Origin of the sequence: Luteibacter pinisoli (assembly GCF_006385595.1) — a bacterium.
Lineage (GTDB): Bacteria > Pseudomonadota > Gammaproteobacteria > Xanthomonadales > Rhodanobacteraceae > Luteibacter > Luteibacter pinisoli.
In genome coordinates, this window is record NZ_CP041046.1 from 60,468 (window position 1) to 80,841 (window position 20,374).

The window sequence follows — 20,374 nt, forward strand, 5'->3', positions numbered from 1 at the left end:
GAAAAGTAGGCGGTCTCTGCCTATAATTTCGAACATGGATGCGCTCACACTTGATCAAATCCAGATCTTCCTCACCGTCGTTGACGAGGGGAGTTTCACAGTCGCCGCGAAAAGGCTTAACCGCGCACGCTCCGCAGTCACTTACGGGATCCAGAAGCTTGAGGCACAGATCGGCCTGCCTCTCTTCGATCGGTCGGCGTATCGACCCACGCTCACCGACGCAGGACGCATCCTGCTGGTACGCGCGCGGCGCATCGCCCAGGAGGCGGATACCTTCAAGGAGTCGGCGGAGAGCCTTGCCAGTGGGCTCGAGGGCGAAGTGTCCATCGTCGTGAATTCGATGTTCCCGATGCCGATGCTTCTGACCGCACTGAAGGTGTTCGCCCAGCAGTTCCCGACGGTCCCTCCGCGCATCTGTGTTCGGAATCTCGGCGTTCCCGCGCAGATGGTGCTCGACGGGACGTCCATGATCGGCTTGTTCCCCGCCATCTACACGGACGGCGCGATGAAGAGCTTTCCCGTTTTCACTATGGAGCTGGTGCCCGTCGTCTCATCGGAACACCCGCTCGCAGCCGTGGAGGGGCCGATCAACACCCATGCGCTCCAGCAGCACGTGCAGCTGGTGCTGACCGACGGTTCGGTTCCGGACTCGAATCCTGACCTTGGCGTGCTCTCGGCACGAAACTGGCGGCTCGCCGATCTGGGCGTCAAGCATGCGATGCTGTTGGCCGGACTTGGATGGGGCACCATGCCGTTGCACATGGTGGAGGACGACATCGCGCATGGGCGCCTGAAGGTCGTTTGGCCCGAGGATTTCGAGCCACCTCTCCGGTTTGTCATGAGCTGCGCGTATCTCATGGAACCCCGCCTGGGACCAGCGGCGCAATGGCTTCTCCGCCATCTGTTGGAGACAAGGAGCGTGAGCTAGCGCCTGTTCCCGCTGATCGCGACTTTTCTTCCGCGTGAAAAGACTTCCTATACGTACCGAGCCAAGTAGGGACGCTAAGTGATGGAAGACCGGGTCAAGGTGTTTTTGCACATAGAGCAGGACGACGATGGCTATCCCGGCATCGGCTCGGAATCGGTGTGGGCGTTACCCGGACCCATGGAAGGTTTCTTCACGCTGGACAACATCCCGTTCTTCGCGACGGATGCAAACATCGGGGATGTCGTCTCGGTGGATGCGAGAGAAGGCGTACTTTGGCTCCGGCACGTCGCTCGTGAAACACCGTGTTCCTTGATGCGGATAGTCCTGTTCTTCGCAGATGAAAAAGATCGCATCGCTCGGGATCTGCTGAATCTCGGTTGCCAGATCGAGTGCTGGGCCGATCGGAAACTTATCGCGGCATCCGTTCCGAATAGCGCGGTTCCGAACGTTCAGGTTTTTCTCGGCGGCGAAGCAGCGAAAGGTGTTCTGGATTATGAGGAACCCATCCTGAGATTCGGTGATTGACGTGAGGCCGCTTTGGCCTCACGTGGCTGCGACCGGAATGGCCAACACTTCCTCCACAAACGCCCGCAACCTCGGCAAATGCCGCAAATCCCGGTGATACCCCAGCCACACGTCCCGCCCCGGCGGCGCTTCACCCAGGTCGATCCGCTCGATGCCGTGCGTCGCATCACCTAACGGGCAGGGCAACACCGCAATCCCCATGCCGTGTGCGCACGCCCGCGCCTGTGCCTCACGGCTGTTACTGCGAAAGGCCACTCTCGCATCCGGAAGTTGTTGGCGCAGCCAGGCGACATCGGGCATGCCGCCGAAAGCGGTGTCCATCGTGACGACACGATCGAGCGCTGTGCTGCCTGTCGCGGTGTATGCCGCATAGGGCATGGTCATCAGTCGCCGTTGGGCGATGTCCGGTTCGTCGAAGGGCGTGATCCGGAAGACCAGATCCGCTTCGCGTCGTGCAAGGCTCAACAGGCGCGCATCGGTGATCAGCTCGACGACGATGGCCGGATGGCGCACGCCGAGGGCCGCTATCGCCTGGGTGAGCACGTGTGCACCGAACCAGTCCGACGACGACACGCGCAACACGCCGTCGAGCGCGCCGACTTGCCCACTCGCCGCCCGGGCGATGCCGAGGGCTTCGGCTTCCATCCGTTCGGCGTGTGCCAGGACGGCGGCCCCTTCGTCGGTGAGCACGAATCCTTCACTGGTACGCTGGAACAGCGTCGTGCCCAACGCCTCCTCCAGCGCCCGGATCCGCCGGCCCATGGTGGGCTGGGTCTGGCCAAGGTCGCGGGCGGCGGCGCCGAGGGTGCCCCCGCGGGCGACGGCAAGGAAGATTTTCAGGTCGCTCCATTCCATGGATGAATCATGCATTTATGCATGCCTTTCGTGCAATTTGTGGCGTTCCCATGCGTCAGGGCATGGCCTAACGTAGCCCCATTGGCGGCGCCGTCGCCTTCGGAGAATGCCCATGAACACGCATGCCACGATGTCCGCCCTGCGCCTTGAGGCCGCTGGCCAGCCCCTCAGCCTCGTGACCGTCGACCGCCCGGTCGCTGGCCCGGGCGAAGTCCTGGTCCGCATCGCCGCCGCCGGCCTCAACCCGCTCGACGGCAAGATCCGCGCTGGCCAGGGCGGCCATGCCCGCCAGCCGGCCCCGGCCATCCTCGGCATCGACATGGCCGGCCGGGTGGAAGCCGTCGGCCAGGGCGTGGAAGGCTTCAAGGCGGGCGACGCCGTGTACGGCATGACCGGTGGCGTCGCCGGCGTGCAGGGCTCGCTCGCCCAGTACGCCGCGGTCGATGCGCGCCTCCTTGCCCATGCACCGTCTGCCATGCCGCTGGTTGAAGCAGCCGCCTTGCCGCTCGTCTTCATCACCGCATGGGAAGGCCTGGTCGACCGCGCCAGGGTGCAGGCCGGCCAGTCCGTGCTCGTCATCGCTGGCGCGGGTGGCGTCGGCAGCATGGCGGTGCAGCTCGCCGTGGCCCGTGGTGCGCGCGTGTTCGCCACCGGCAGCCAGGCGCAGAAGGACATCATCACCGGCCTGGGTGCGACGTGGATTGATCGCGACGCGCCGATGGCTGACGTTGTCGATACGCACACTGGCGGCGAAGGCTTTGATGTGGTCTACGACACGCTCGGCGGCGCCACACTCGACGCCGCGTTCATCGCCGCACGTCGTTACGGTGGTCACGTCGTCAGCAGTCTCGGCTGGGGCACGCATGCACTCGCACCGCTGTCCTTCCGCGCAGCGACTTACTCCGGTGTTTTCACCCTGATGCCGCTGCTTACCGGCAAGGGCCGCGAACACCACGGCGAGATCATGGCCGAAGCCACGAAGCTCGCCGATGAAGGGAAGCTGCGCCCGGTGTTGTCGGCCCAGCGCTTCGAGCTGGCGGAAGGTAACGCCGCGCTGAACCTGGTGGAGAGTGGGCGTGCGGGTGGCAAGGTGGTGGTCATGGCACCACGGGAGGATTGAACGGTGAACTATCGCCGTACTCCCAGGCGGCCTTCGGCATCGCATCCCGGAGGATCCAGCCCCCCACAGTGAACGTGACAAAGCGACGTGTACCTCCCGACTCGTCACCCGGGTCGATCTGATCCCACTCAAGTGACGCCGTGCCCGTGAGCTGGAGAAGGCGTCCGTTGACGAAATCGGGGATGCAGATACCCGCTCTCGGATCCACCTGCAGGTTACCCAGCGTGTTGTAGAGGCTGTTCCCTGGATAATCCGGGAAGCGCAGTGTGCCCTTGTCCACAACGTGGATAAACCCGCGATCGCCACCACGGTGAGAGACGTCAGCACCGTCCGCTACGTGGTGGCTTGCGAGGAAGAACGTGTCGGCACTCCTGACGATGTCTTCGACCGTGCCACAGAGGGTCGAGCCCGTCACCGACTGTGATATTCCGTCCGGCGCATCCAGCGACCGAAGGTGACGTCGTTGAATGTACTTCGGGCAGTTGGGAAACGCCTCACGGACGCTGATCCATATGCGCTCGTCATCCAGGCGGGACACCAGCCCATTCACGCGATAGCGTCGCCGCGAGCCCAGTTCAATGAACAGGATGCCTAGAGGTTTGTTGGCCTGGATATTTCCCCACAGCGGGTCGTCAACGTCGCGGCGGCTAGCCGGAATATCGATCTCGATCACGCTGCCGTCCTGGGTGTGCGCAAACCCAGGCTTTCCGAAAAGGATAGACGCCCATACCCGCCCGGCGGGATCGACGCTACCGAGCGCGACCATGAATTGCGCAGCGATAAAGGGACGCGCGCCACCGATGACGCTGTCGTGGATGAGCCCGATTCGATGGTCGGCGATAGCCTCCTCGCCGGCACGTCGCTGCACCGCGCGCTCGCCGTCATGGAACTGTCGATGTTCGCGCATGCCCAGAACCTCTTTGTCGTGTTCGTATTCTCTCGGTCGGCTCGGTGATCGGGAACCGGGCTGTGCGCAATTGACTATTGCGCGTAGCGGAATCATTGCTCGCGGTAAGGAATGCCAAGCCAAAGTCCGCGCAACAATGTCGTATGCTCGACGCACACTATGTCGCCTGGCGCGCGGGTATGGACCAGATTCACCTTATGAAGGTTTTCGTGGCGGTGGGCGAGGACGAGAGCTTCGCCTCCGCCTCCCGGCGGCTGGACCTATCCCCCGCGGCCGTCACCCGGGCCATCGCGGCGCTGGAGGAAAGCCTCGGCGTGAAGCTGCTGGCGCGAACCACGCGCAATGTCCGCCTGACCGAGGCAGGCCGACGCTACCTCGATGACACCCGGCAGATCCTGGCCAGTATCGTCGCAGCGAGCGAGGCCGCCGCCGGCGTCAACGCCACCCCGAAGGGCAACCTCTCGGTCACCGCCTCCGTGTTGTTCGGGCGCTGGTTCGTCATGCCGTGCATCGCGCGGTACCTGAAGATGCACCCCGAGGTGGATGTCTCCGCGTATTTCCTGGACCGCGTGGTCAATCTGGTCGACGAAGGCATCGACGTGGCGGTGCGCATCGGCCACCTCCCCGATTCGAGCCTGCGGGCGCTTCGGGTGGGCCAGGTACGTTGCGTGCTGGTCGCTTCGCCGGAGTACCTCGCCGAGCACGGCACGCCCGAACACCCGGCGGATCTGCTGAAACACCACATCATTGCCTCGACCGGCATCTCGCCCCGTGTCGACTGGAAGTTCGGCGCGCTCGATGATCCGACGACGGTACGGATGAAGCCGCGGCTCACGGTCTCAAGCAACGATGCCGCGGTGGCAGGCGCCGTGGCCGGCATGGGCCTGGCCCGATTGCTCTCGTACCAAGTGGGCCAGGAGGTGGCCAGCGGCAAGCTGCGCGTCGTCCTTGCCGACTACGAGGAAGCACCGTGGCCGATCCATATCCTGCACCGGGAGAGCAAGTACGGTTCATCAAAGGTGCGCTATTTCATCGATCTACTAGCGGAGCATCTGCGAAACCATCCGCATCTGGCGTAGCGCAAGATCTTGCTTGTTGACGAGTGCACGGGCTGCTGACAATTTCTTGCGCAACCCGGCCGCAGGTTCGCGCCCGGGACATGCCGTCGATGTCAGCCACTCCAGGGAAGAACGCCTGTGCATTCGAAAGTCTCGCGGATCATCTCCGCCGCTGTGTTGCTGTTCCTTGTTCCGCTGGTCGCCTCGGCGACGCCGCCCACGGGTGCGTGGCGTGGCATGGTCTGGACGGGCAAGAAACAGATGATCCTTACCGTCCACTTCGACGGGCCGAAGGCCACCCTTGCCCTTGGCGATCCCTATAACTGTCGCGTCACGATGGCAGGCCTCACCGACTACGGTAACCGCGTGGCCTATCGCTCAGAGATCGGACCGGGCGCGGATGGATTCTGCGACACGGTGCGGGATGCCCCGTTCGTGGCGAGGCCTCTGGGTACGGACGAGCTCCAGATAGGGCTCGATACCCCAGGCGACCACTGGCAGGGTCAGCTCCAGCGGATGAGCCCGCTGTCGATGTGAGTCGGGCGACGCGTCTCAGGCGCCTCGCTCACCTGCAAGCTCGACACAGAAATCCACGAACGCCCTGACCTTCGGCGGCGCATGCCGGCGCGAGGGATAGAACGCGTACAGCGGGAACGTCTCTCCGTTCCACTCGGGAAACAGTTCCACCAGCCGGCCGTCGGCGATCGCATCGCGCACGCTGACGGCCAGCACCTGGGCGATGCCCGCACCGGCCAGGCACACCGAGAACATCGTGCCGGAGTCGTTGACCAGTAGCGGGCCTTCGGTCTGCACGGCAAGCACCTTGCCGCGGCGGTGGAACTCCCAGTCGAACGGCCGGCGCGTGGCCGGATCGCGGAACTGGATGCACCGGTGCGTTGCCACGTCGGCCGGTGTCTTCGGCGTGCCATTCGCGGCGAGATACGCGGGCGCGGCAACGGTGAGCACGCGCGTATCGAGCAGCTTGCGCGCGACGAGGGAGGACGACGGTGGTTCGCAGAAGCGCACCGAGACATCGATGCCCTCGGCGATGAGGTCGCCGAGTTCGTCGCGAGTCACGATCTCCATCTGCAGATCGGGATAGCGCGACAGGAACTCATGGAGCCGCGGTGCAACCACCTGCCAGGAGAACATCGGATCGAGGCTGACGCGGAGGCGCCCCCGTACGGTCTGCGCGTCACCGGCGGCCGACAGCGCCGCATCCTCGAGGCTGGAGAGCAACGGACCGGCCTGCGCATACAGCCGCTCGCCTTCGTCCGTCAGCGTGACCGACCGCGTGGTCCGATGCAGCAGGCGCACGCCCAGCCGCGTTTCCAGCCGGCTTACCGCCCGGCTCACCCCGGAGGGCGTGAGGTTCAGGGCCTCGGCGGCACGGGCGAAGTTGCCGGTATCGACTACCGCGACCAGGACGGACAGGTTGCCGAGCAGGCGGGAATCGGTGGGCATGGCGGGGCGTGCCTGACGGAGGATAGCCAGCGTTTTACCACGCCCATTGATGATCCAGTGTCACGAAAGAACTGACTAAATGTCGCTTCAGTCACGACCAGCGACGCCCTACCTTCTCTTCGTCCCCCAACGAGAGAACCCTATGTACGCCATCACAGGCCTCACCGGTCAGGTCGGCGGTTCCCTCGCCGATGCCCTCTTCGCCGCTGGCCAGCCCGTCCGCGCCGTTGTGCGCGATGCCGCCCGCGCCGCCCCGTTCGCCGCCCGTGGCGCGGACGTCGCCCTGGCCGGGTTCGGCGATACCGCCGCGCTTACCCGAGCCTTCGAGGGCGCGGAAGCGGTCTTCATCCTGCTCCCCCCGCAGTTCGACCCGGCCCCCGATTTCCTCACCAGTGCTGACCCGGCGATCACGTCGATCCATGACGCCCTCCTCGCCGCGCGCCCCGACCGCGTCGTTGCGCTCTCCACCATCGGCGCCGACGCCACGCAGGAGAACCTGCTCTCGCGCCTGGGCCGCATGGAACAGGTACTCAGCCGGCTGCCCATGCCGGTGACCTTCCTGCGCGCGGGCTGGTTCATCGAAAACGCACAATGGGACATCGCCTCCGCTCGCGAACATGGCGTCATCGACAGCTACCTCGCGCCGCTGGACCGGAAGATCGCCATGGTCGCCACGAAGGACGTCGGCGAAACGGCTGCGCGCCTGCTCACCGAGCGCAGCGAAGGCGTTCGCATCGTCGAGCTCGAAGGCCCCGAGCGAGTGAGCCCGAACGACATCGCAGCGGCGCTCACCAAGGCGCTTGGTACAGACGTGCGTGCGCGCGTGGTTCCGCGCGACACCTGGGAAGCGCGGTTCTCCAGCGAAGGGATGAAAAACCCAACGCCACGCATGCGAATGATCGATGGCTTCAACGAAGGGTGGATTGATTTCGGCGCAGGGGCGACCAGGGGCACGACGGGACTCGAAGCGGCGATCGCGGCCCTCGTCGCTCGATAAGCCACCCAGGCCCCGTTGCATAGTCGTCAATCCGCCCATAGGTGAAAGAGGATGCACCCACCCCATGGCCTACGGGCAGGAGATCCACGGCAATGAATGAGTCACAGAAGGTTGCACTTGTCACGGGCGCGACCCGCGGCATCGGCTTCGAGACGGTCCGCCAGATCGCGGCCACCGGCGTTCGTACCCTGCTGGCGGGCCGCGACGCGGCGCGCACGGCGGAAGCGGCGAAGAAACTCCGCGACGAGGGTCTCCCGGTCGATCCGATCGTGCTTGACGTGGCCGACCCGGCGTCGGTCGCGGCAGCGGCACGCGAAGTGACCGAGACCTACGGCCGCCTCGATATCCTGGTCAACAACGCGGGCATCCTCCTCGATGCGCTGGACAAGGCCCCGTCCGAGCAGACGGTCGACACCTGGCGCGACACGTTCGATACGAACCTCTTCGCCGTCGTGGAAGTGACCAAGGCGTTCCTGCCGCTGATCAAGGCATCGCCGGCGGGCCGCATCGTCAACGTCTCCAGCCAGCTCGGTTCGCTCGCGCTGCATAACGATCCGTCGTCGTCGATCTACGGCTTCAAGATCCCGGCCTACAACGTCTCCAAGACCGCGGTGAACGCGTGGACCGTGCATCTCGCCTACGAGCTGCGCGACACGCCGATCAAGGTCAACGCCATCCACCCGGGCTACGTGCAGACGGATATGAATGGCGGTAACGGCGAGATCGACGTGCCCACGGGTGCGAAGTCCAGCGTCGAGATGGCCCTGCTGGATGCGAACGGCCCGACCGGTACCTTCACCTACCTGGGCAAGACGCTTCCCTGGTAAATGCTGAACAACCGATGCGCGAAGACGGCAACCGTCATTCGCGCATCGCGTTGGCGTGCCTACTATCAAGCCTCGCATTCCCGCGGACCACGCAGGTGAGGCGCCACGATGACGCAGGACGATCGCTCCGGCTCGCGACGTGACTTCTTGCGGCAGAGCCTTGCCGCCCTTGGCACCGCCAGCATGGCCCGCGCCACCGGCGCGGCGAGCCTGGCCTGGCTGCTCAGCAGCGGCGCCGATGCGGCGGACACGTCGCCCCCCGGCGTCATCACGCGTGCACGCCGCGAACTCATCATGTTCCACGGCCAGTCCAACGCCGTGGGCACCGGCGGCAATCCCGCGCTGACGCTTGAACAGATCTATGCCAACGTCACCTTCAATGGGGGTGTTCGCCCGGGCACGGATCCGGCGGCGATGACCAGCTTCATCCCGCTCGTGGAATCCAACACCGGCCACGGCACCGGCGGTGAGGTCGGCACGAACGCCTGCGCGGATGGCCTGGTGGACTACACGGCAGCACGGACCGGCGTGCCCTTCACCGCACAATTCAGCCAGTACAGCGCCTTTACCAGCGCCGAAGGTGGCCGGCCCATCGGCTACTTCGCCAGCTTCCTGGCCGATACCAACCTCAGCGGTTACCAGGGCTGGAAGAACAGCCAGGTGCGCCTGCAAGCGATGGTCGCGCTGATGCGCGCCGAAGCCGCCACCACGGGTGGAACCATCGGCTGGCTGGCCACGACATGGCAGCAGGGCGAGGCCGATTCCACCGGCGGTAGCGAAACGCGCGCGTCGTACAAATCAAAACTCACGGCACTCGAGCGCGCGCACTGGCTGAAGCTCTGCCAGGTGCTTATCCCCGAGCAGGCCTGGCGGCCTCTTTGGCTCGTGGCCCAGGTATGCAGCCATAACAGCTACGGCAGCGGCAGCCTCGCTTTTTGCAATCCCTTCATCGCGCTCGCGCAGCGCGATGCCTGCCTGGCCAGCGCGACGATGCGCATGGTCAATCCGCAATACCTGTTCGATTACTTCGACGAGTCCGCGCAGGGCCAGCCGATGCTGCACCTGACCAATGAAAGCCATCGCTGGCAAGGCCGCTACTTTGCGCGGGCCATCCAGCAGCTCGTCACGGACCGGCAGGCCGGCGTACCGATGCGCAACCCGGCGCTGGACATGCTCGCCGCCATCGTGACCGGCCCACGCACGATCTACGTCCTGTTCAACGTGCCGGATGGCGTCCTCACGCTGGATACGAGCTGGGTATCACCGACGCGCAACCATGGCCTGGATCTGCGTGATGCGAGCAACGCCGTGGTTCCCGTGAGTACGACAGACAACAACCTGATCGCCGCCATCAACGTGGTCGCTGGCGACATGCTCAGGCTGACGTTGAAAGTGCCGCTTCCCGCAGCGGCAACGAAGCTGACCCTGGGCTGGGGCGACCCTGCCGAGCCGGCGTCCATCGCCGGGCGGACGGGTGGCCCCCGAAGCAACATTCGTGACTCCGCCGGCGATACCGATGCCTACACGGCGAGCGATGGCGCGCAGCGACCGATGCACAACTACGCCCTCGTGGGCGATGTCGCGCTGACCCGCGTCTGAGCCGGTGCGGCTCAGCCGGTCGCCTCAAACTCCTCGCACGTCCGCAGCATGGCCGGCTCGTGCATGCAATCGCGCGGCGGTTCGTGGGCACGGCCACACGGTGCATCCACCCGGCGACTCGTCAGGTCCGCCCCGCCGCTGAGCGTCTTGCCCACCGGACAGCGTTCGGCGATCTCCATCAGGCGCGTCGTCTGGTCGGGCTCGAGCGGCCCCTCGATGTAGATCTGCCGGTCGAAGCGATCGCGGCCCGACGCCGGGTCGCGACTGTGGGCGACGGCGATCTGGATCTTCGACACGGGCAGGCCCTTGCGACGCGCATACATCTGCATCGTCATCGCCGTGCACGCGCCCAGCGCGCCGCTCAGCATCTCGTACGGCGTCGGCCCGGTGGCCAGGCCGCCCACGCTTTCCGGCTCGTCGGCAAAGAAGGTGGGGCCCTGCGCGGCGATGGCCACCTGGTAGGCGCCCCCGCCGGTGGTTTCGATCAGGACAGGCTTGGAATCGATCATCGGAATCTCGCGGCGGAGGGGAAGGGACGGCCCCTGTAGTAGCACCGACCGTCCATGAATGCGATAGCGTCCAAATGACGGCAGGTGGATTCTATCGGCCGCGGGGTAAGCGCGCTGACACTCAGGCCGAGACTAACGCACGTCCGCCTACGCCACTGGGGACACACCCATGAACGACGCTCGTCGCCCTCCGGCTGCGGTTCTCGCGGTCACGCTGTTGCTCGCCCTCGGTTTGGGGGCCTGCGGGAAACATGCACCCGACGCGGCGGGCCAGGCGGCCGACGTGGACGTGGCCGAGGTGGTCAGTAAGCGGGTGGCCGAATGGCAGACCTACTCCGGGCGCCTGCAGGCCATCGAGCGCGTGGACATCCGCGCCCAGGTGCCGGGCACCATCGTGAAGGTGTACTTCAAGGACGGGCAGACGGTGAAGAAGGGCGATCCGCTCTTCCTTATCGACCCCCGCCCCTATGCCGCCGCCGTGGAGCGCGCCTCGGCCCAGGTTGCCGCGGCGAAAGCCCGGGCGGTATTCACCACGGCGGACTACGCCCGTGCCCAGAAGCTCCTCGCCGGCAACGCCATTTCCAAACGCGACTTCGACGACCGCTTCAACGCATCGCTCACGGCAACCGCGGACGTGAAAGCCGCCGAAGCCGCGCTCACCGAGGCAAAGGTCAATCTCGATTACACCGCGATCACCGCGCCCGTCGATGGCAAGGTCTCGCGCGCGGAACGCACGGTCGGGAACATCGTCGCCGCCGGCTACAGTTCGCCGTCGCTCACCACGCTGGTCTCGATCTCGCCGATCTATGCGGACTTCGATGTCGACGAACAGACCTACCTGCGCGACCTCAGCCAGGTCGGCCAGCGCGAGGTGACGGTACGGCTGGGCCTGGCCACGGACGAAGGCACGCCACGCACCGGCAAGGTCGCTTCGGTAGATAACCAGCTAAACAACACCACCGGCACGATCCGCGTCCGCGCGGCCTTCGATAACCCCGATGGGGCGCTGGTGCCTGGCCTGTTCGCGCGCGTCTCCGTCGGCGCCGGGGCACAGCATCCGGCCATCCTCGTCGACGATCGCGCCATCTCCACCGACCAGGCCAAGAAATACGTGCTGGTCGTCGATGACAAGAGCAAGGCGCAGTACCGCGAAGTCACGCTGGGCAACCTCGCCGATGGCCTGCGCATCGTCGACACCGGCCTCAAACCCGGTGAACGCATCATCGTCAGCGGCTTCCAGCGAGTGCACCCAGGGGATGTCGTGCATCCCAAGGTGGTGCCGATGTCCGGTGAGAACGATCCCGTCGCCACGCGGTAACGCCGCCGGCCCTAGCGAGGCGCCATGAATATCTCCCGCTTTTTCATCGACCGGCCGATCTTTGCGTGGGTGCTCTCCACGCTGGTCCTACTGGCTGGCGTCATCGCCATGTTCCAGCTGCCGATCTCGGAATACCCCGAGGTGGTGCCGCCTTCCGTCGTGGTCTACGCCTCCTACCCGGGCGCGAATCCCAAGGTGCTGGCGGACACGGTGGCGGCGCCGCTCGAAGAACAGATCAACGGCGTGGAAGGCATGCTCTACATGCAATCCCAGGCCAGTGCCGACGGCAACATGGCCCTCACCGTCACCTTCCGCCTCGGCACCGATCCGGACAAGGACCAGCAGCTGGTGCAGAACCGCGTCTCGCAGGCGTTGCCCCGCTTACCGCCAGACGTGCAGCTGCTCGGTGTCACGACGATCAAGTCGTCGCCGACGCTCACCCTCGTCGTCCACCTGATTTCTCCGGACAGCCGCTACGACCAGACCTACCTGCGCAACTACGCGCTGATCAACGTGAAGGAGCGCCTGGAGCGCATCAACGGCGTGGGCCAGGTGGTGATCAAGGGCTCGGGCGACTACGCCATGCGCGTGTGGCTGGATCCGCCGAAGATGGCCGAACGCAACATCACCGCGGCCGACGTGGTCGCCGCGATCCGCGAGCAGAACGTCCAGGTGGCGGCTGGCCTGATCGGCGGCTCGCCGATGAAGGGGCAAGTGCCGCTTCAGCTGAGCATCAATGCGAAGGGCCGCCTGCAAACCGAGGACGAGTTCCGCGACATCGTGCTCAAGAGCGAGAACGGCGCGCTGATCCACCTGCGCGACGTCGCACGCGTGGAACTGGGCGCCGCCGAGTTTGGCTCACGCGCGCTGCTGGATAACAAGGAGGCCGCCGCGCTGTGGATCTTCCAGCTACCCGGCGCCAACTCGCTGCAGGTATCGCAGGACGTGCGCGACGCGATGAAGGAGCTGCAGCCGGATATGCCGCCTGGCGTCGAGTACAGCATCGTCTACGACCCCACCACCTTCGTCCGCGCCAGTATCGAGGCGGTGATCCACACGCTGATCGAGGCGGTGATCCTCGTCGTGCTGGTGGTGATCCTGTTCCTTCAGACGTGGCGCGCGTCGCTGATTCCGCTGCTGGCGGTGCCCGTGTCGATCGTCGGTACGTTCTCGCTATTGCTTGTGCTGGGCTATTCGATCAATGTCCTGTCGCTGTTTGGCATGGTGCTGGCCATCGGCATTGTCGTGGACGATGCGATCGTCGTGGTGGAGAACGTCGAACGCAACATCGAGTCCGGCCTGCCAGCGCGCGACGCGACGTACCAGGCCATGCAGGAAGTGAGCGGACCGATCGTCGCCATCGCGCTGACGCTCGTGGCCGTGTTCGTGCCACTGGCCTTCATGTCGGGGCTCACCGGGCAGTTCTACAAGCAGTTCGCCATGACCATCGCCATCTCGACGGTGATCTCCGCGTTCAACTCACTGACCTTCTCGCCGGCGATGGCCGCCTTGTTGCTGAAGGGCAGGGAGGAACCGAAGGACTGGCTGACCCGTGGCATGGATCGCGTCCTCGGCAGGTTCTTCGGCGCCTTCAACCGCGTCTTCCAGCGAGGATCTGACCACTACGGCAATGGCGTGGCGGCGGTGATCGGCCACAAGTGGAAGATGATCGTGGTTTACCTCGTCCTGCTGGCGGGCGCGGCCTTCATGGGCCACATCGTGCCGGGCGGCTTCGTGCCCCTGCAGGACAAGGAATACATCATCGCCATCGCCCAGCTGCCCAACGGCGCATCGCTGGACCGCTCGGATGCGATCACCCGCGAGATGGGCCGGATCGGCCTTGAGCAACCGGGCGTGGAACACGCCGTGCAGCATCCGGGCCTGTCGATCAACGGCTTCGTGAACTCGTCCAGCTCTGTGGTGATGTTCCTTAAGCTGACACCCGCCGCGGACCGCCATGGTGCCAGTGAATCGGCCGGCGCCATCGCCATGGCGCTGAACAAGAAGTACGCGGCCATCAAGGGCGCTTATATCGCCGTGTTCCCACCACCGCCCGTGCTGGGCCTCGGCACGCTCGGCGGCTTCAAGTTCCAGATCGAGGATCGCGGCGCACAGGGCTATACCGCGCTGAACGAAGTGACCAAGGCCTTCCTCGCCAAGGCCGCGAAGACGCCCGAGCTCGGGCCGGCCTTCACCAACTACCAGATCGATGTGCCGCAGCTGAAGGTGGACCTCGACCGCGACAACGCGAAACAGCTCGGTGTGGCGGTGACCGACGTCTTCAACACCATGCAGGTGTTCCTCGGCTCGCAGTACGTCAACGACTTCAACCGCTTCGGCCGTGTGTTCCAGGTGCGCGTGCAGGCCGATGCACCGTTCCGCTCGCATCCGGAAGACATCGGCCAGCTGAAAACCCGCAACCTCGATGGCGCGATGATTCCGCTGTCGTCGCTGGTGAATGTCTCCACTACGTTCGGGCCCGAGTCGGTGGTCCGCTACAACGGTTACCTCGCCGCCGATATCAACGGCGGCCCGGCGCCCGGCTACTCCTCGGGGCAGGCCCAGGCCGCCGTGGAACGCGTCGCCGCGGAAACCCTGCCACGCGGCTTCAAGCTGGAATGGACCGACCTGACCTTCCAGCAGATCATCGCCGGCAACACGGCGGTGGTGGTCTTCCCCGTGAGCCTGCTGCTCGTGTTCCTCACGCTGGCCGCGCTGTACGAGAGCCTGACCCTGCCGCTGGCCGTGATCCTCATCGTGCCGATGAGCCTGCTCTGCGCGCTGGTCGGCGTGTGGCTGGATAACGGTGACAACAATATCTTCACCCAGGTGGGCCTGATGGTGCTTGTTGGCCTCGCGTCGAAGAACGCCATCCTGATCGTTGAGTTCGCCCGCGAGCTGGAGATCCAGGGGCGCAGCATTGTCGATGCGGCGATCGAAGCCAGCCGCCTGCGTCTTCGCCCGATCCTGATGACCTCCATCGCCTTCATCATGGGCGTGGTGCCGCTGGTGCTCTCGCATGGCGCCGGTTCCGAAACGCGCCATGCCATGGGTATCGCCGTGTTCTTCGGCATGCTCGGCGTCACCTTGTTCGGCTTGTTGCTGACACCGGTGTTCTACGTGCTGATGCGCATGCTGGCCGGTGCCCACCAGCTGGAAGATAAGCATGGCCGCAACGGACGCGTCATCGGCATCGAGGACGCCATTCCGGAGAGGGCAGGCTGATGCGCATCCAACGCACGATCCTCGCTGCCGTCATCACCGCCAGCCTCGCGGCGTGCTCCCTCGCGCCGAAGTACGCCGTCCCCGACGTCCACGCGCCGGTGGCGTACAAGGAGCTGGGTAGCGATGCGGCGGGCACCTGGCAGCCGGCGCTGCCGGCCGAGGCCGCCGCGCGCGGTGCATGGTGGAAGGTATTCAACGACGCACAGCTCGACGACCTGGAAACCCAGGCCCTTGCCGGCAATCCCGGCCTCGCCGCCGCGGCCGCCCGCGTACAGGAAGCCCGCGGTGCCGAACGGACCGCGGGGGCAGCACGCTTCCCCGATATCTCGGCCGGCTTCGGCCCCACCCGGCAGCAGAACGCGCCCGAGTCACTTGGCGTCCCGCCGACGGGCGTGCGCCCGGACGCGCAGACGGTGTGGCGTGCGCAGGCGAACATCGCCTACGAGGTGGACCTGTTTGGCCGCGTGGCGTCGACCGTCGCCGCCGCGCGCGCCGAGAGCCAGGAGGCGCAGGCCCTGTTCCAGTCGGTGCAGCTGATGTTGCAGGCCGACGTCGCCCAGAACTATTTCCAGCTGCGTGAGCTGGACGCCGAGCTGGCGGTGTATGACCGCGCAATCGAGCTACGCCAGGAAACCCTGAAATTCGTTTCCAACCGGCTCGAAGCCGGCGAGACCACGGACCTCGACCGGGCCCAGGCCGAGGCCGAGCTGGCCACGGCCAAGTCCGATGCCATGTCGGCCCGCCGCGCCCGGGCGATTCGGGAGCACGCGCTCGCCGTGCTGCTGGGCAAGGCCCCGGCCGACTTCACCTTCGCGCCCACGCCCTTGCAACCCGTTGAGCTGCGCATCCCGCCCGGCCTGCCGTCCAGCCTGCTGGAACGCCGCCCGGACGTGTCTGCCGCCGAGCGCGCCATGGCCGCGACCAACGCGCGCATCGGCGTGGCGAAGGCGGCGTATTTTCCTTCGATCATCCTGACCGGCACGGGTGGCTACGAAGCGGAGAGCCTGTCCAACGTCTTCAAGTGGTCGAGCCGGTCGTTCCTGCTTGGCCCGCTGGTGGGGACGGCGATCAACCTGCCGCTGTTCGACGGCGGCATCCGCAAGGGCAACCTGGAGCAGGCGCGGGCACGCTACGAGGAGAGCGTGGCGCAGTACCGCGGCCAGGTGCTCGTGGCCTTCCGGGACGTCGAGGACGGGCTTTCCACCCTGCGCATCCTGCAGGCGCAAACCGCCGTGCAGGGCGAGGCGGTGAGCGCGTCCACGCGTGCCTTCGGCCTGTCGAAAGCGCAATATGAAGACGGTTCCGTCGACTATCTGAACATCCTGGATGCCGAGCGCGTCGTGCTGGGAGCGAGGCTCAACGAGGTCCGGTTGCGTGGCGAGCAGGCAGGCGCCACGGTGAACCTGATCCGTGCCCTCGGCGGTGGGTGGGGCAACGAGCCCACGCCGCCCGGGACCTCCCCCGTGGCCGATGCCAGCGGCACCCACTGACGACTTCGAAGAGGTGCACGACCATGCCGGCTCCCACCCTGGGCTCGATGCTCCGCATCACCGAGAACTGCATCAAGGCCGATTGCCTGCAGGACCTGGAGCGCAGCGCTAGCGCGAACGGCCCTTGCGGCGAGCGCGACCTGCGCCAGGTGCAGGAATTCTTCGACACCGCGAAAACCGAGTTTACCTCGCGCATCCTGGCCGGTGCCGAGGTGAAACCCGTGCGACTCGGTGCCGGCCAGAACAACACCGTCGCGCTGATCCTGCAGACCTTCCGCTGGACGCCGGATTACGACATCCGTAATCCGACGCACCCGTACAACGCGGCCTGGAAGGTCTTCGCCACCTGGTGCGCCGAGAACGAACTGGCACCGGTGCTGCGCAAGTACCACGACGCCAAGGGGAAGGAGCACTGGTATGAGCTGAGCGTGCGCGCGGCCCAGCCGGTGCGCGAGGAAAGCACCTGGGCCCCGGTGTGATCCTCCGGGACTGACCGCCGGTGTCCGCGCGGCGCTGTCCGCGGACACGCTCGCCGGCCGCGCCGGCACCCATCGGCGCCCGTCAACACGCCACTTCCGCGTGGTGGCATAGCCCTTGCTAACGACCCCGTATGCTTCGGCGCCTTACGGGGAAATGATCCAATGCGCACCAAGACCCTGCCGGGTTGCCTGGCTGGTTTGCTCGCCATCGCCGGTTGCCTGCCTTCCCTGGCCGCGGCCGAAGACCTGATGGACATCTATCGCGAGGCCGTCGCCAACGACCCCGTCCTGCAGAGCGCCGATGCGCGCCGCCTGGTGGTGGCCGAAGGCGTACCGCAGGCCCGCGCCGCGCTGCTGCCGCAGCTATCGGCCGGGCTTAGCCTGCAACAGTTCCACCCGGCGTACTCCGGCAGCACCAACGAGGACGGCACGCCCAACACCTCGTCGGCCAACGGCCATAGCCGCCAGCGCGACCTCACCCTGACCCTCGACCAGACCGTGCTCGACCTCTCCAAGTTCGCCCGCGAGCGGCAGGCGAAGTCGACGGCCGACGCGCAGGAAGCCACGTACGAGGGCGAGCTGCAGGACCTCTATGTCCGTTCCACCCAGGCGTACTTCAACGTGCTGGTGGCGCAGGACCAGGTCGAAGTCTTCAGCTCCTACGAAGACGCGTACAAGCAGCAGTTCGACCAGGCCACCGTGCTGTTCGAGAAGGGCCTCGCGCCCGAGGCCGAACTCACCCAGTCGCGTGCGTACTACCTGTTCATCAAGTCGTCCCGCGTGGATGCCGAGACCGCGCTGAAGGATGCGCGCCGCGCGCTTCAGCAGCTGACCGGCAAGGAGCCGGGCACGCTGAAGACCTTGCGCGAAGACCTCCCGATGGAACCGCCGACGCCGAACAACGCCAATGCGTGGGTCGAAGAAGCCATGAACCAGAACCCGTCAGTGGTCGCGGCCAGCCGGCTGGTCACCGCCGACGAGCACTCGATCAACGCGGCGCGTAGCGGCCACCTGCCGACGCTCAACCTCGCGGTGGGCTACGACAAGGCGGGCGCATGGTCCAACGCCTACCGCGGTGGCGCGGGCTACGGTCCGGGCAGCACGACGGTGGGCCTCGTCCTCGCCGTGCCGCTGTTCAGTGGCGGCCTCACCCAGTCCCAGGTGCGCCAGGCGATCCACCAGCGCGACGCCGACCAGGGTGACCTGGAAACCGTGCGCCGGCAGACGGCGCGCGATGCCATGAACTACTACAACCTGGTCATCGCCGGCATCGGCCAGGTCAACGACGCCCGCGAAGCCGTGGACGCCGCGAAGAAGTCGCTCGCCTCGCTACGCGCCGGCTACGACATCGGCACGCAGAGCCTGACCAACGTCGTGGTGGCGATTCAGATCCTCGCCGAGATCCGCAGCCAGTACACCGCGCTGCGCCACCAGTTCATCCTCAACAAGCTGCTGCTGAAGCGCACCGTGGGCGCGGCGGAGCTGAAGGATGTCGAGGAGATCAACCGGCTGCTGCAGTAAGCCGGCGCGTCAGGCCGCGATGGCGATGAGCTGGCGCGCCACATAGGCCGCCAGGAACACGCCCATGATCACCACGAGCCAGGACAGGGCTCGTTGCGGCCCGGTATCCGTGTAGCCGTGCGTTTCGGTGTCGTCGATCTGCCGGCGGTTGCGGCGATAGCGCAGCGTGGAGAGCAGGGTCATCCATGCGCCCAGCAGGATGAGGCCCAGGCCGAGCAGTTCCGTCGCCCGGGAATTCAGCGCCACGGCCGGTCGCGGCGCGGTGGCCATGGCAAAGGCCAGGAAGAGGTCAAAGCGTTCCAGCAGGAAGCCAAAAGCCATCACCGCGATCGCGGTTCTCACCCAGGCCAGGTAAGTACGCTCGTTGGCCGCGTGGTCGGTGTAGTGCGGAATCACCGGTGTCTCCCGTGTCAGTTCGATGGCGCCCATCGCCCGGCCTGTATAGCCCAGGATCGCGCGCCGGAGATAGGCCGGGGATGCGCCGGACAAAACGTCGCAAGCACCGAGCACGCCGCAAAACCTGCGCAGGGTCAAAACTGATCCGGGGGCATGGGCCTAGCCTTTGCGCCCATGACTGGTCAAACCTTCGCCACAAAATGGGCAAGACGCGCTGCTGCGGCGGCCGTGCTCCCCTTCCTCAGCGGCTGCGACATGGTCGTGATGAACCCGGGTGGGGACATCGCCCTCCAGGAGCGCAACCTCATCCTCGTCGCCACCGGGCTGATGCTGCTGGTGGTCATCCCCGTGCTGGCGCTCATCGTGGTGTTCGCCCTGCGCTACCGCAAGGGCAGGAACCCCCAGGCCTACGATCCCAGCTTCACCCACTCCACCCGCATCGAGCTGGTGGTGTGGACGATCCCGCTGGTGATCATCGGCATCCTCGGTGCCATCACCTGGGTAACGACGCACAAGCTGGATCCCTTCCGGCCGCTGGATCGCCTCTCGGCAGGCCGGCCCATCCCCGCCGGCACGAAGCACCTGGATATCCAGGTGGTGGCGATGGACTGGAAATGGCTGTTCATCTACCCGGAACAGGGCATCGCCACGGTCAATGAGCTGGCGCTGCCGGTGGACGTACCGGTGCGCTTCACGATCACCGCCACCAGCCAGATGAACACCCTGTACGCCCCGACGCTCGCCGGGATGATCTACGCGATGCCGGGCATGCAATCGATGCTGCACGCCGTGCTCAACAAGCCGGGCGACAGCTGGGGCTACTCCGGTAACTACACCGGTGCCGGCTACACCGATATGCGCTTCCAGCTGCACGGCGTGGACCAGGCCGGCTTCGATCGCTGGGTGGCGAAGGTCAAAGCCTCGCCGGACGCCCTTTCCACCGAGCGCTACATCGCGCTGGACCAGCCGAGCGAAAAGGTGCCGGTGATGCACTTCGGTGGCGTATCGCCGGATCTCTTCCGCCGTGCGGTGAACCGCTGCGTCGCCCCGGGCACGCTGTGCAAGAACGAGATGATGCGCGTCGACGCGGCGAAGGACGGCGGTGTCCACGACGAGACGACCATGGACATGCATGCCCCCGCGACGGGTCACTGAA

At 65.9% G+C, this 20,374-nt stretch carries 19 protein-coding genes; 14 read left to right on the forward strand and 5 right to left on the reverse strand.

Going from position 1 to position 20,374, the window contains the following annotated elements:
• The first annotated feature begins 34 nt into the window (after nucleotides 1–34).
• Complete coding sequence (locus tag FIV34_RS00295; RefSeq protein WP_139978517.1) at nucleotides 35–928, forward strand: LysR family transcriptional regulator; 894 nt, start codon at nucleotides 35–37, stop codon at nucleotides 926–928.
• A gap of 81 nt (nucleotides 929–1,009) precedes the next feature.
• Nucleotides 1,010–1,453 (forward strand): DUF4265 domain-containing protein, encoded by a 444-nt coding sequence (locus tag FIV34_RS00300; protein WP_139978519.1) that lies wholly within the window; start codon nucleotides 1,010–1,012, stop codon nucleotides 1,451–1,453.
• Nucleotides 1,454–1,471: 18 nt separating this feature from the next.
• On the opposite strand, the gene FIV34_RS00305 is transcribed toward FIV34_RS00300, so the two are convergent.
• A complete protein-coding gene (locus tag FIV34_RS00305) occupies nucleotides 1,472–2,308 on the reverse strand; it encodes a LysR family transcriptional regulator (RefSeq protein WP_211352679.1) in 837 nt (278 codons plus the stop codon).
• Nucleotides 2,309–2,420: 112 nt separating this feature from the next.
• On the opposite strand from FIV34_RS00305, the gene FIV34_RS00310 reads away from it, so the two are divergent.
• Nucleotides 2,421–3,428 carry a zinc-dependent alcohol dehydrogenase family protein gene (locus tag FIV34_RS00310; RefSeq protein WP_139978523.1) on the forward strand — a complete coding sequence of 336 codons (1,008 nt, stop codon included), beginning with the start codon at nucleotides 2,421–2,423 and terminating at the stop codon, nucleotides 3,426–3,428.
• Here the strand turns inward: FIV34_RS00310 and FIV34_RS00315 are convergent.
• Nucleotides 3,406–4,335 carry a pyridoxamine 5'-phosphate oxidase family protein gene (locus FIV34_RS00315; protein ID WP_139978525.1) on the reverse strand — a complete coding sequence of 310 codons (930 nt, stop codon included), beginning with the start codon at nucleotides 4,333–4,335 and terminating at the stop codon, nucleotides 3,406–3,408. The two genes, FIV34_RS00310 and FIV34_RS00315, sit on opposite strands and share 23 nt — an antisense overlap.
• 197 nt (nucleotides 4,336–4,532) lie before the next feature.
• On the opposite strand from FIV34_RS00315, the gene FIV34_RS00320 reads away from it, so the two are divergent.
• The gene (locus FIV34_RS00320; protein ID WP_211352680.1) at nucleotides 4,533–5,414 is read left to right on the forward strand and encodes a LysR family transcriptional regulator; all 882 of its coding nucleotides are present in this window, start codon (nucleotides 4,533–4,535) and stop codon (nucleotides 5,412–5,414) included.
• A 117-nt stretch (nucleotides 5,415–5,531) separates the two neighbouring features.
• The gene (locus FIV34_RS00325) at nucleotides 5,532–5,930 is read left to right on the forward strand and encodes a hypothetical protein (protein ID WP_139978529.1); all 399 of its coding nucleotides are present in this window, start codon (nucleotides 5,532–5,534) and stop codon (nucleotides 5,928–5,930) included.
• A 15-nt stretch (nucleotides 5,931–5,945) separates the two neighbouring features.
• Here FIV34_RS00325 and FIV34_RS00330 read toward each other — a convergent pair whose 3' ends face one another.
• Nucleotides 5,946–6,857, reverse strand: coding sequence for a LysR family transcriptional regulator (locus FIV34_RS00330; RefSeq protein ID WP_139978531.1), 912 nt, complete (start codon nucleotides 6,855–6,857; stop codon nucleotides 5,946–5,948).
• A 142-nt stretch (nucleotides 6,858–6,999) separates the two neighbouring features.
• Here FIV34_RS00330 and FIV34_RS00335 point away from each other — a divergent pair, with 142 nt between their 5' ends.
• The 3 genes from FIV34_RS00335 to FIV34_RS00345 all read left to right on the forward strand — a co-directional run bounded on the left by FIV34_RS00335 (nucleotide 7,000) and on the right by FIV34_RS00345 (nucleotide 10,280).
• Nucleotides 7,000–7,854: an NmrA family NAD(P)-binding protein gene (locus FIV34_RS00335; protein WP_139978533.1), complete on the forward strand. Its 855-nt coding sequence runs from the start codon at nucleotides 7,000–7,002 to the stop codon at nucleotides 7,852–7,854.
• Between the two features lie 92 nt (nucleotides 7,855–7,946).
• Nucleotides 7,947–8,681, forward strand: coding sequence for an SDR family oxidoreductase (locus FIV34_RS00340; RefSeq protein WP_139978535.1), 735 nt, complete (start codon nucleotides 7,947–7,949; stop codon nucleotides 8,679–8,681).
• A gap of 108 nt (nucleotides 8,682–8,789) precedes the next feature.
• The gene (locus tag FIV34_RS00345; protein ID WP_139978538.1) at nucleotides 8,790–10,280 is read left to right on the forward strand and encodes a hypothetical protein; all 1,491 of its coding nucleotides are present in this window, start codon (nucleotides 8,790–8,792) and stop codon (nucleotides 10,278–10,280) included.
• An 11-nt stretch (nucleotides 10,281–10,291) separates the two neighbouring features.
• On the opposite strand, the gene FIV34_RS00350 is transcribed toward FIV34_RS00345, so the two are convergent.
• Nucleotides 10,292–10,789 carry an OsmC family protein gene (locus FIV34_RS00350; protein ID WP_139978540.1) on the reverse strand — a complete coding sequence of 166 codons (498 nt, stop codon included), beginning with the start codon at nucleotides 10,787–10,789 and terminating at the stop codon, nucleotides 10,292–10,294.
• 169 nt (nucleotides 10,790–10,958) lie between these two features.
• Here FIV34_RS00350 and FIV34_RS00355 point away from each other — a divergent pair, with 169 nt between their 5' ends.
• The 5 genes from FIV34_RS00355 (at nucleotide 10,959) to FIV34_RS00375 (ending at nucleotide 18,822) form a co-directional block, all read left to right on the forward strand.
• Nucleotides 10,959–12,107: an efflux RND transporter periplasmic adaptor subunit gene (locus FIV34_RS00355; protein ID WP_139978542.1), complete on the forward strand. Its 1,149-nt coding sequence runs from the start codon at nucleotides 10,959–10,961 to the stop codon at nucleotides 12,105–12,107.
• 24 nt (nucleotides 12,108–12,131) lie between these two features.
• Nucleotides 12,132–15,332, forward strand: a complete 3,201-nt coding sequence (locus FIV34_RS00360) for an efflux RND transporter permease subunit (RefSeq protein WP_139978544.1) — start codon at nucleotides 12,132–12,134, stop codon at nucleotides 15,330–15,332.
• Complete coding sequence (locus tag FIV34_RS00365; protein WP_139978546.1) at nucleotides 15,332–16,822, forward strand: efflux transporter outer membrane subunit; 1,491 nt, start codon at nucleotides 15,332–15,334, stop codon at nucleotides 16,820–16,822. The genes FIV34_RS00360 and FIV34_RS00365 overlap by 1 nt, the downstream gene beginning before the upstream one ends.
• Before the next feature lie 23 nt (nucleotides 16,823–16,845).
• Entirely contained in the window at nucleotides 16,846–17,301 is a 456-nt protein-coding gene (locus FIV34_RS00370) for a hypothetical protein (RefSeq protein WP_139978548.1), read from the forward strand.
• 162 nt (nucleotides 17,302–17,463) lie between these two features.
• Complete coding sequence (locus FIV34_RS00375; protein WP_139978550.1) at nucleotides 17,464–18,822, forward strand: TolC family outer membrane protein; 1,359 nt, start codon at nucleotides 17,464–17,466, stop codon at nucleotides 18,820–18,822.
• Between the two features lie 9 nt (nucleotides 18,823–18,831).
• On the opposite strand, the gene FIV34_RS00380 is transcribed toward FIV34_RS00375, so the two are convergent.
• Entirely contained in the window at nucleotides 18,832–19,251 is a 420-nt protein-coding gene (locus FIV34_RS00380; RefSeq protein ID WP_211352681.1) for a YidH family protein, read from the reverse strand.
• 195 nt (nucleotides 19,252–19,446) lie between these two features.
• Between FIV34_RS00380 and cyoA the strand changes: the two genes are divergently transcribed.
• Entirely contained in the window at nucleotides 19,447–20,373 is a 927-nt protein-coding gene (gene cyoA / locus FIV34_RS00385; protein ID WP_211352682.1) for a ubiquinol oxidase subunit II, read from the forward strand.
• Nucleotide 20,374: the final 1 nt, after the last annotated feature.

What these genes read in the sequence shown, in the direction of transcription:
- FIV34_RS00295 (WP_139978517.1), top strand. Translation starts at nt 35, where the DNA reads ATGGATGCGCTCACACTTGATCAAATCCAGATCTTCCTCACCGTCGTT.
- FIV34_RS00300 (WP_139978519.1), top strand. Translation starts at nt 1,010, where the DNA reads ATGGAAGACCGGGTCAAGGTGTTTTTGCACATAGAGCAGGACGACGAT.
- FIV34_RS00305 (WP_211352679.1), bottom strand. Translation starts at nt 2,308, where the DNA reads ATGGAATGGAGCGACCTGAAAATCTTCCTTGCCGTCGCCCGCGGGGGC.
- FIV34_RS00310 (WP_139978523.1), top strand. Translation starts at nt 2,421, where the DNA reads ATGAACACGCATGCCACGATGTCCGCCCTGCGCCTTGAGGCCGCTGGC.
- FIV34_RS00315 (WP_139978525.1), bottom strand. Translation starts at nt 4,335, where the DNA reads ATGCGCGAACATCGACAGTTCCATGACGGCGAGCGCGCGGTGCAGCGA.
- FIV34_RS00320 (WP_211352680.1), top strand. Translation starts at nt 4,533, where the DNA reads ATGAAGGTTTTCGTGGCGGTGGGCGAGGACGAGAGCTTCGCCTCCGCC.
- FIV34_RS00330 (WP_139978531.1), bottom strand. Translation starts at nt 6,857, where the DNA reads ATGCCCACCGATTCCCGCCTGCTCGGCAACCTGTCCGTCCTGGTCGCG.
- FIV34_RS00335 (WP_139978533.1), top strand. Translation starts at nt 7,000, where the DNA reads ATGTACGCCATCACAGGCCTCACCGGTCAGGTCGGCGGTTCCCTCGCC.
- FIV34_RS00340 (WP_139978535.1), top strand. Translation starts at nt 7,947, where the DNA reads ATGAATGAGTCACAGAAGGTTGCACTTGTCACGGGCGCGACCCGCGGC.
- FIV34_RS00345 (WP_139978538.1), top strand. Translation starts at nt 8,790, where the DNA reads ATGACGCAGGACGATCGCTCCGGCTCGCGACGTGACTTCTTGCGGCAG.
- FIV34_RS00350 (WP_139978540.1), bottom strand. Translation starts at nt 10,789, where the DNA reads ATGATCGATTCCAAGCCTGTCCTGATCGAAACCACCGGCGGGGGCGCC.
- FIV34_RS00355 (WP_139978542.1), top strand. Translation starts at nt 10,959, where the DNA reads ATGAACGACGCTCGTCGCCCTCCGGCTGCGGTTCTCGCGGTCACGCTG.
- FIV34_RS00360 (WP_139978544.1), top strand. Translation starts at nt 12,132, where the DNA reads ATGAATATCTCCCGCTTTTTCATCGACCGGCCGATCTTTGCGTGGGTG.
- FIV34_RS00365 (WP_139978546.1), top strand. Translation starts at nt 15,332, where the DNA reads ATGCGCATCCAACGCACGATCCTCGCTGCCGTCATCACCGCCAGCCTC.
- FIV34_RS00370 (WP_139978548.1), top strand. Translation starts at nt 16,846, where the DNA reads ATGCCGGCTCCCACCCTGGGCTCGATGCTCCGCATCACCGAGAACTGC.
- FIV34_RS00375 (WP_139978550.1), top strand. Translation starts at nt 17,464, where the DNA reads ATGCGCACCAAGACCCTGCCGGGTTGCCTGGCTGGTTTGCTCGCCATC.
- FIV34_RS00380 (WP_211352681.1), bottom strand. Translation starts at nt 19,251, where the DNA reads ATGGGCGCCATCGAACTGACACGGGAGACACCGGTGATTCCGCACTAC.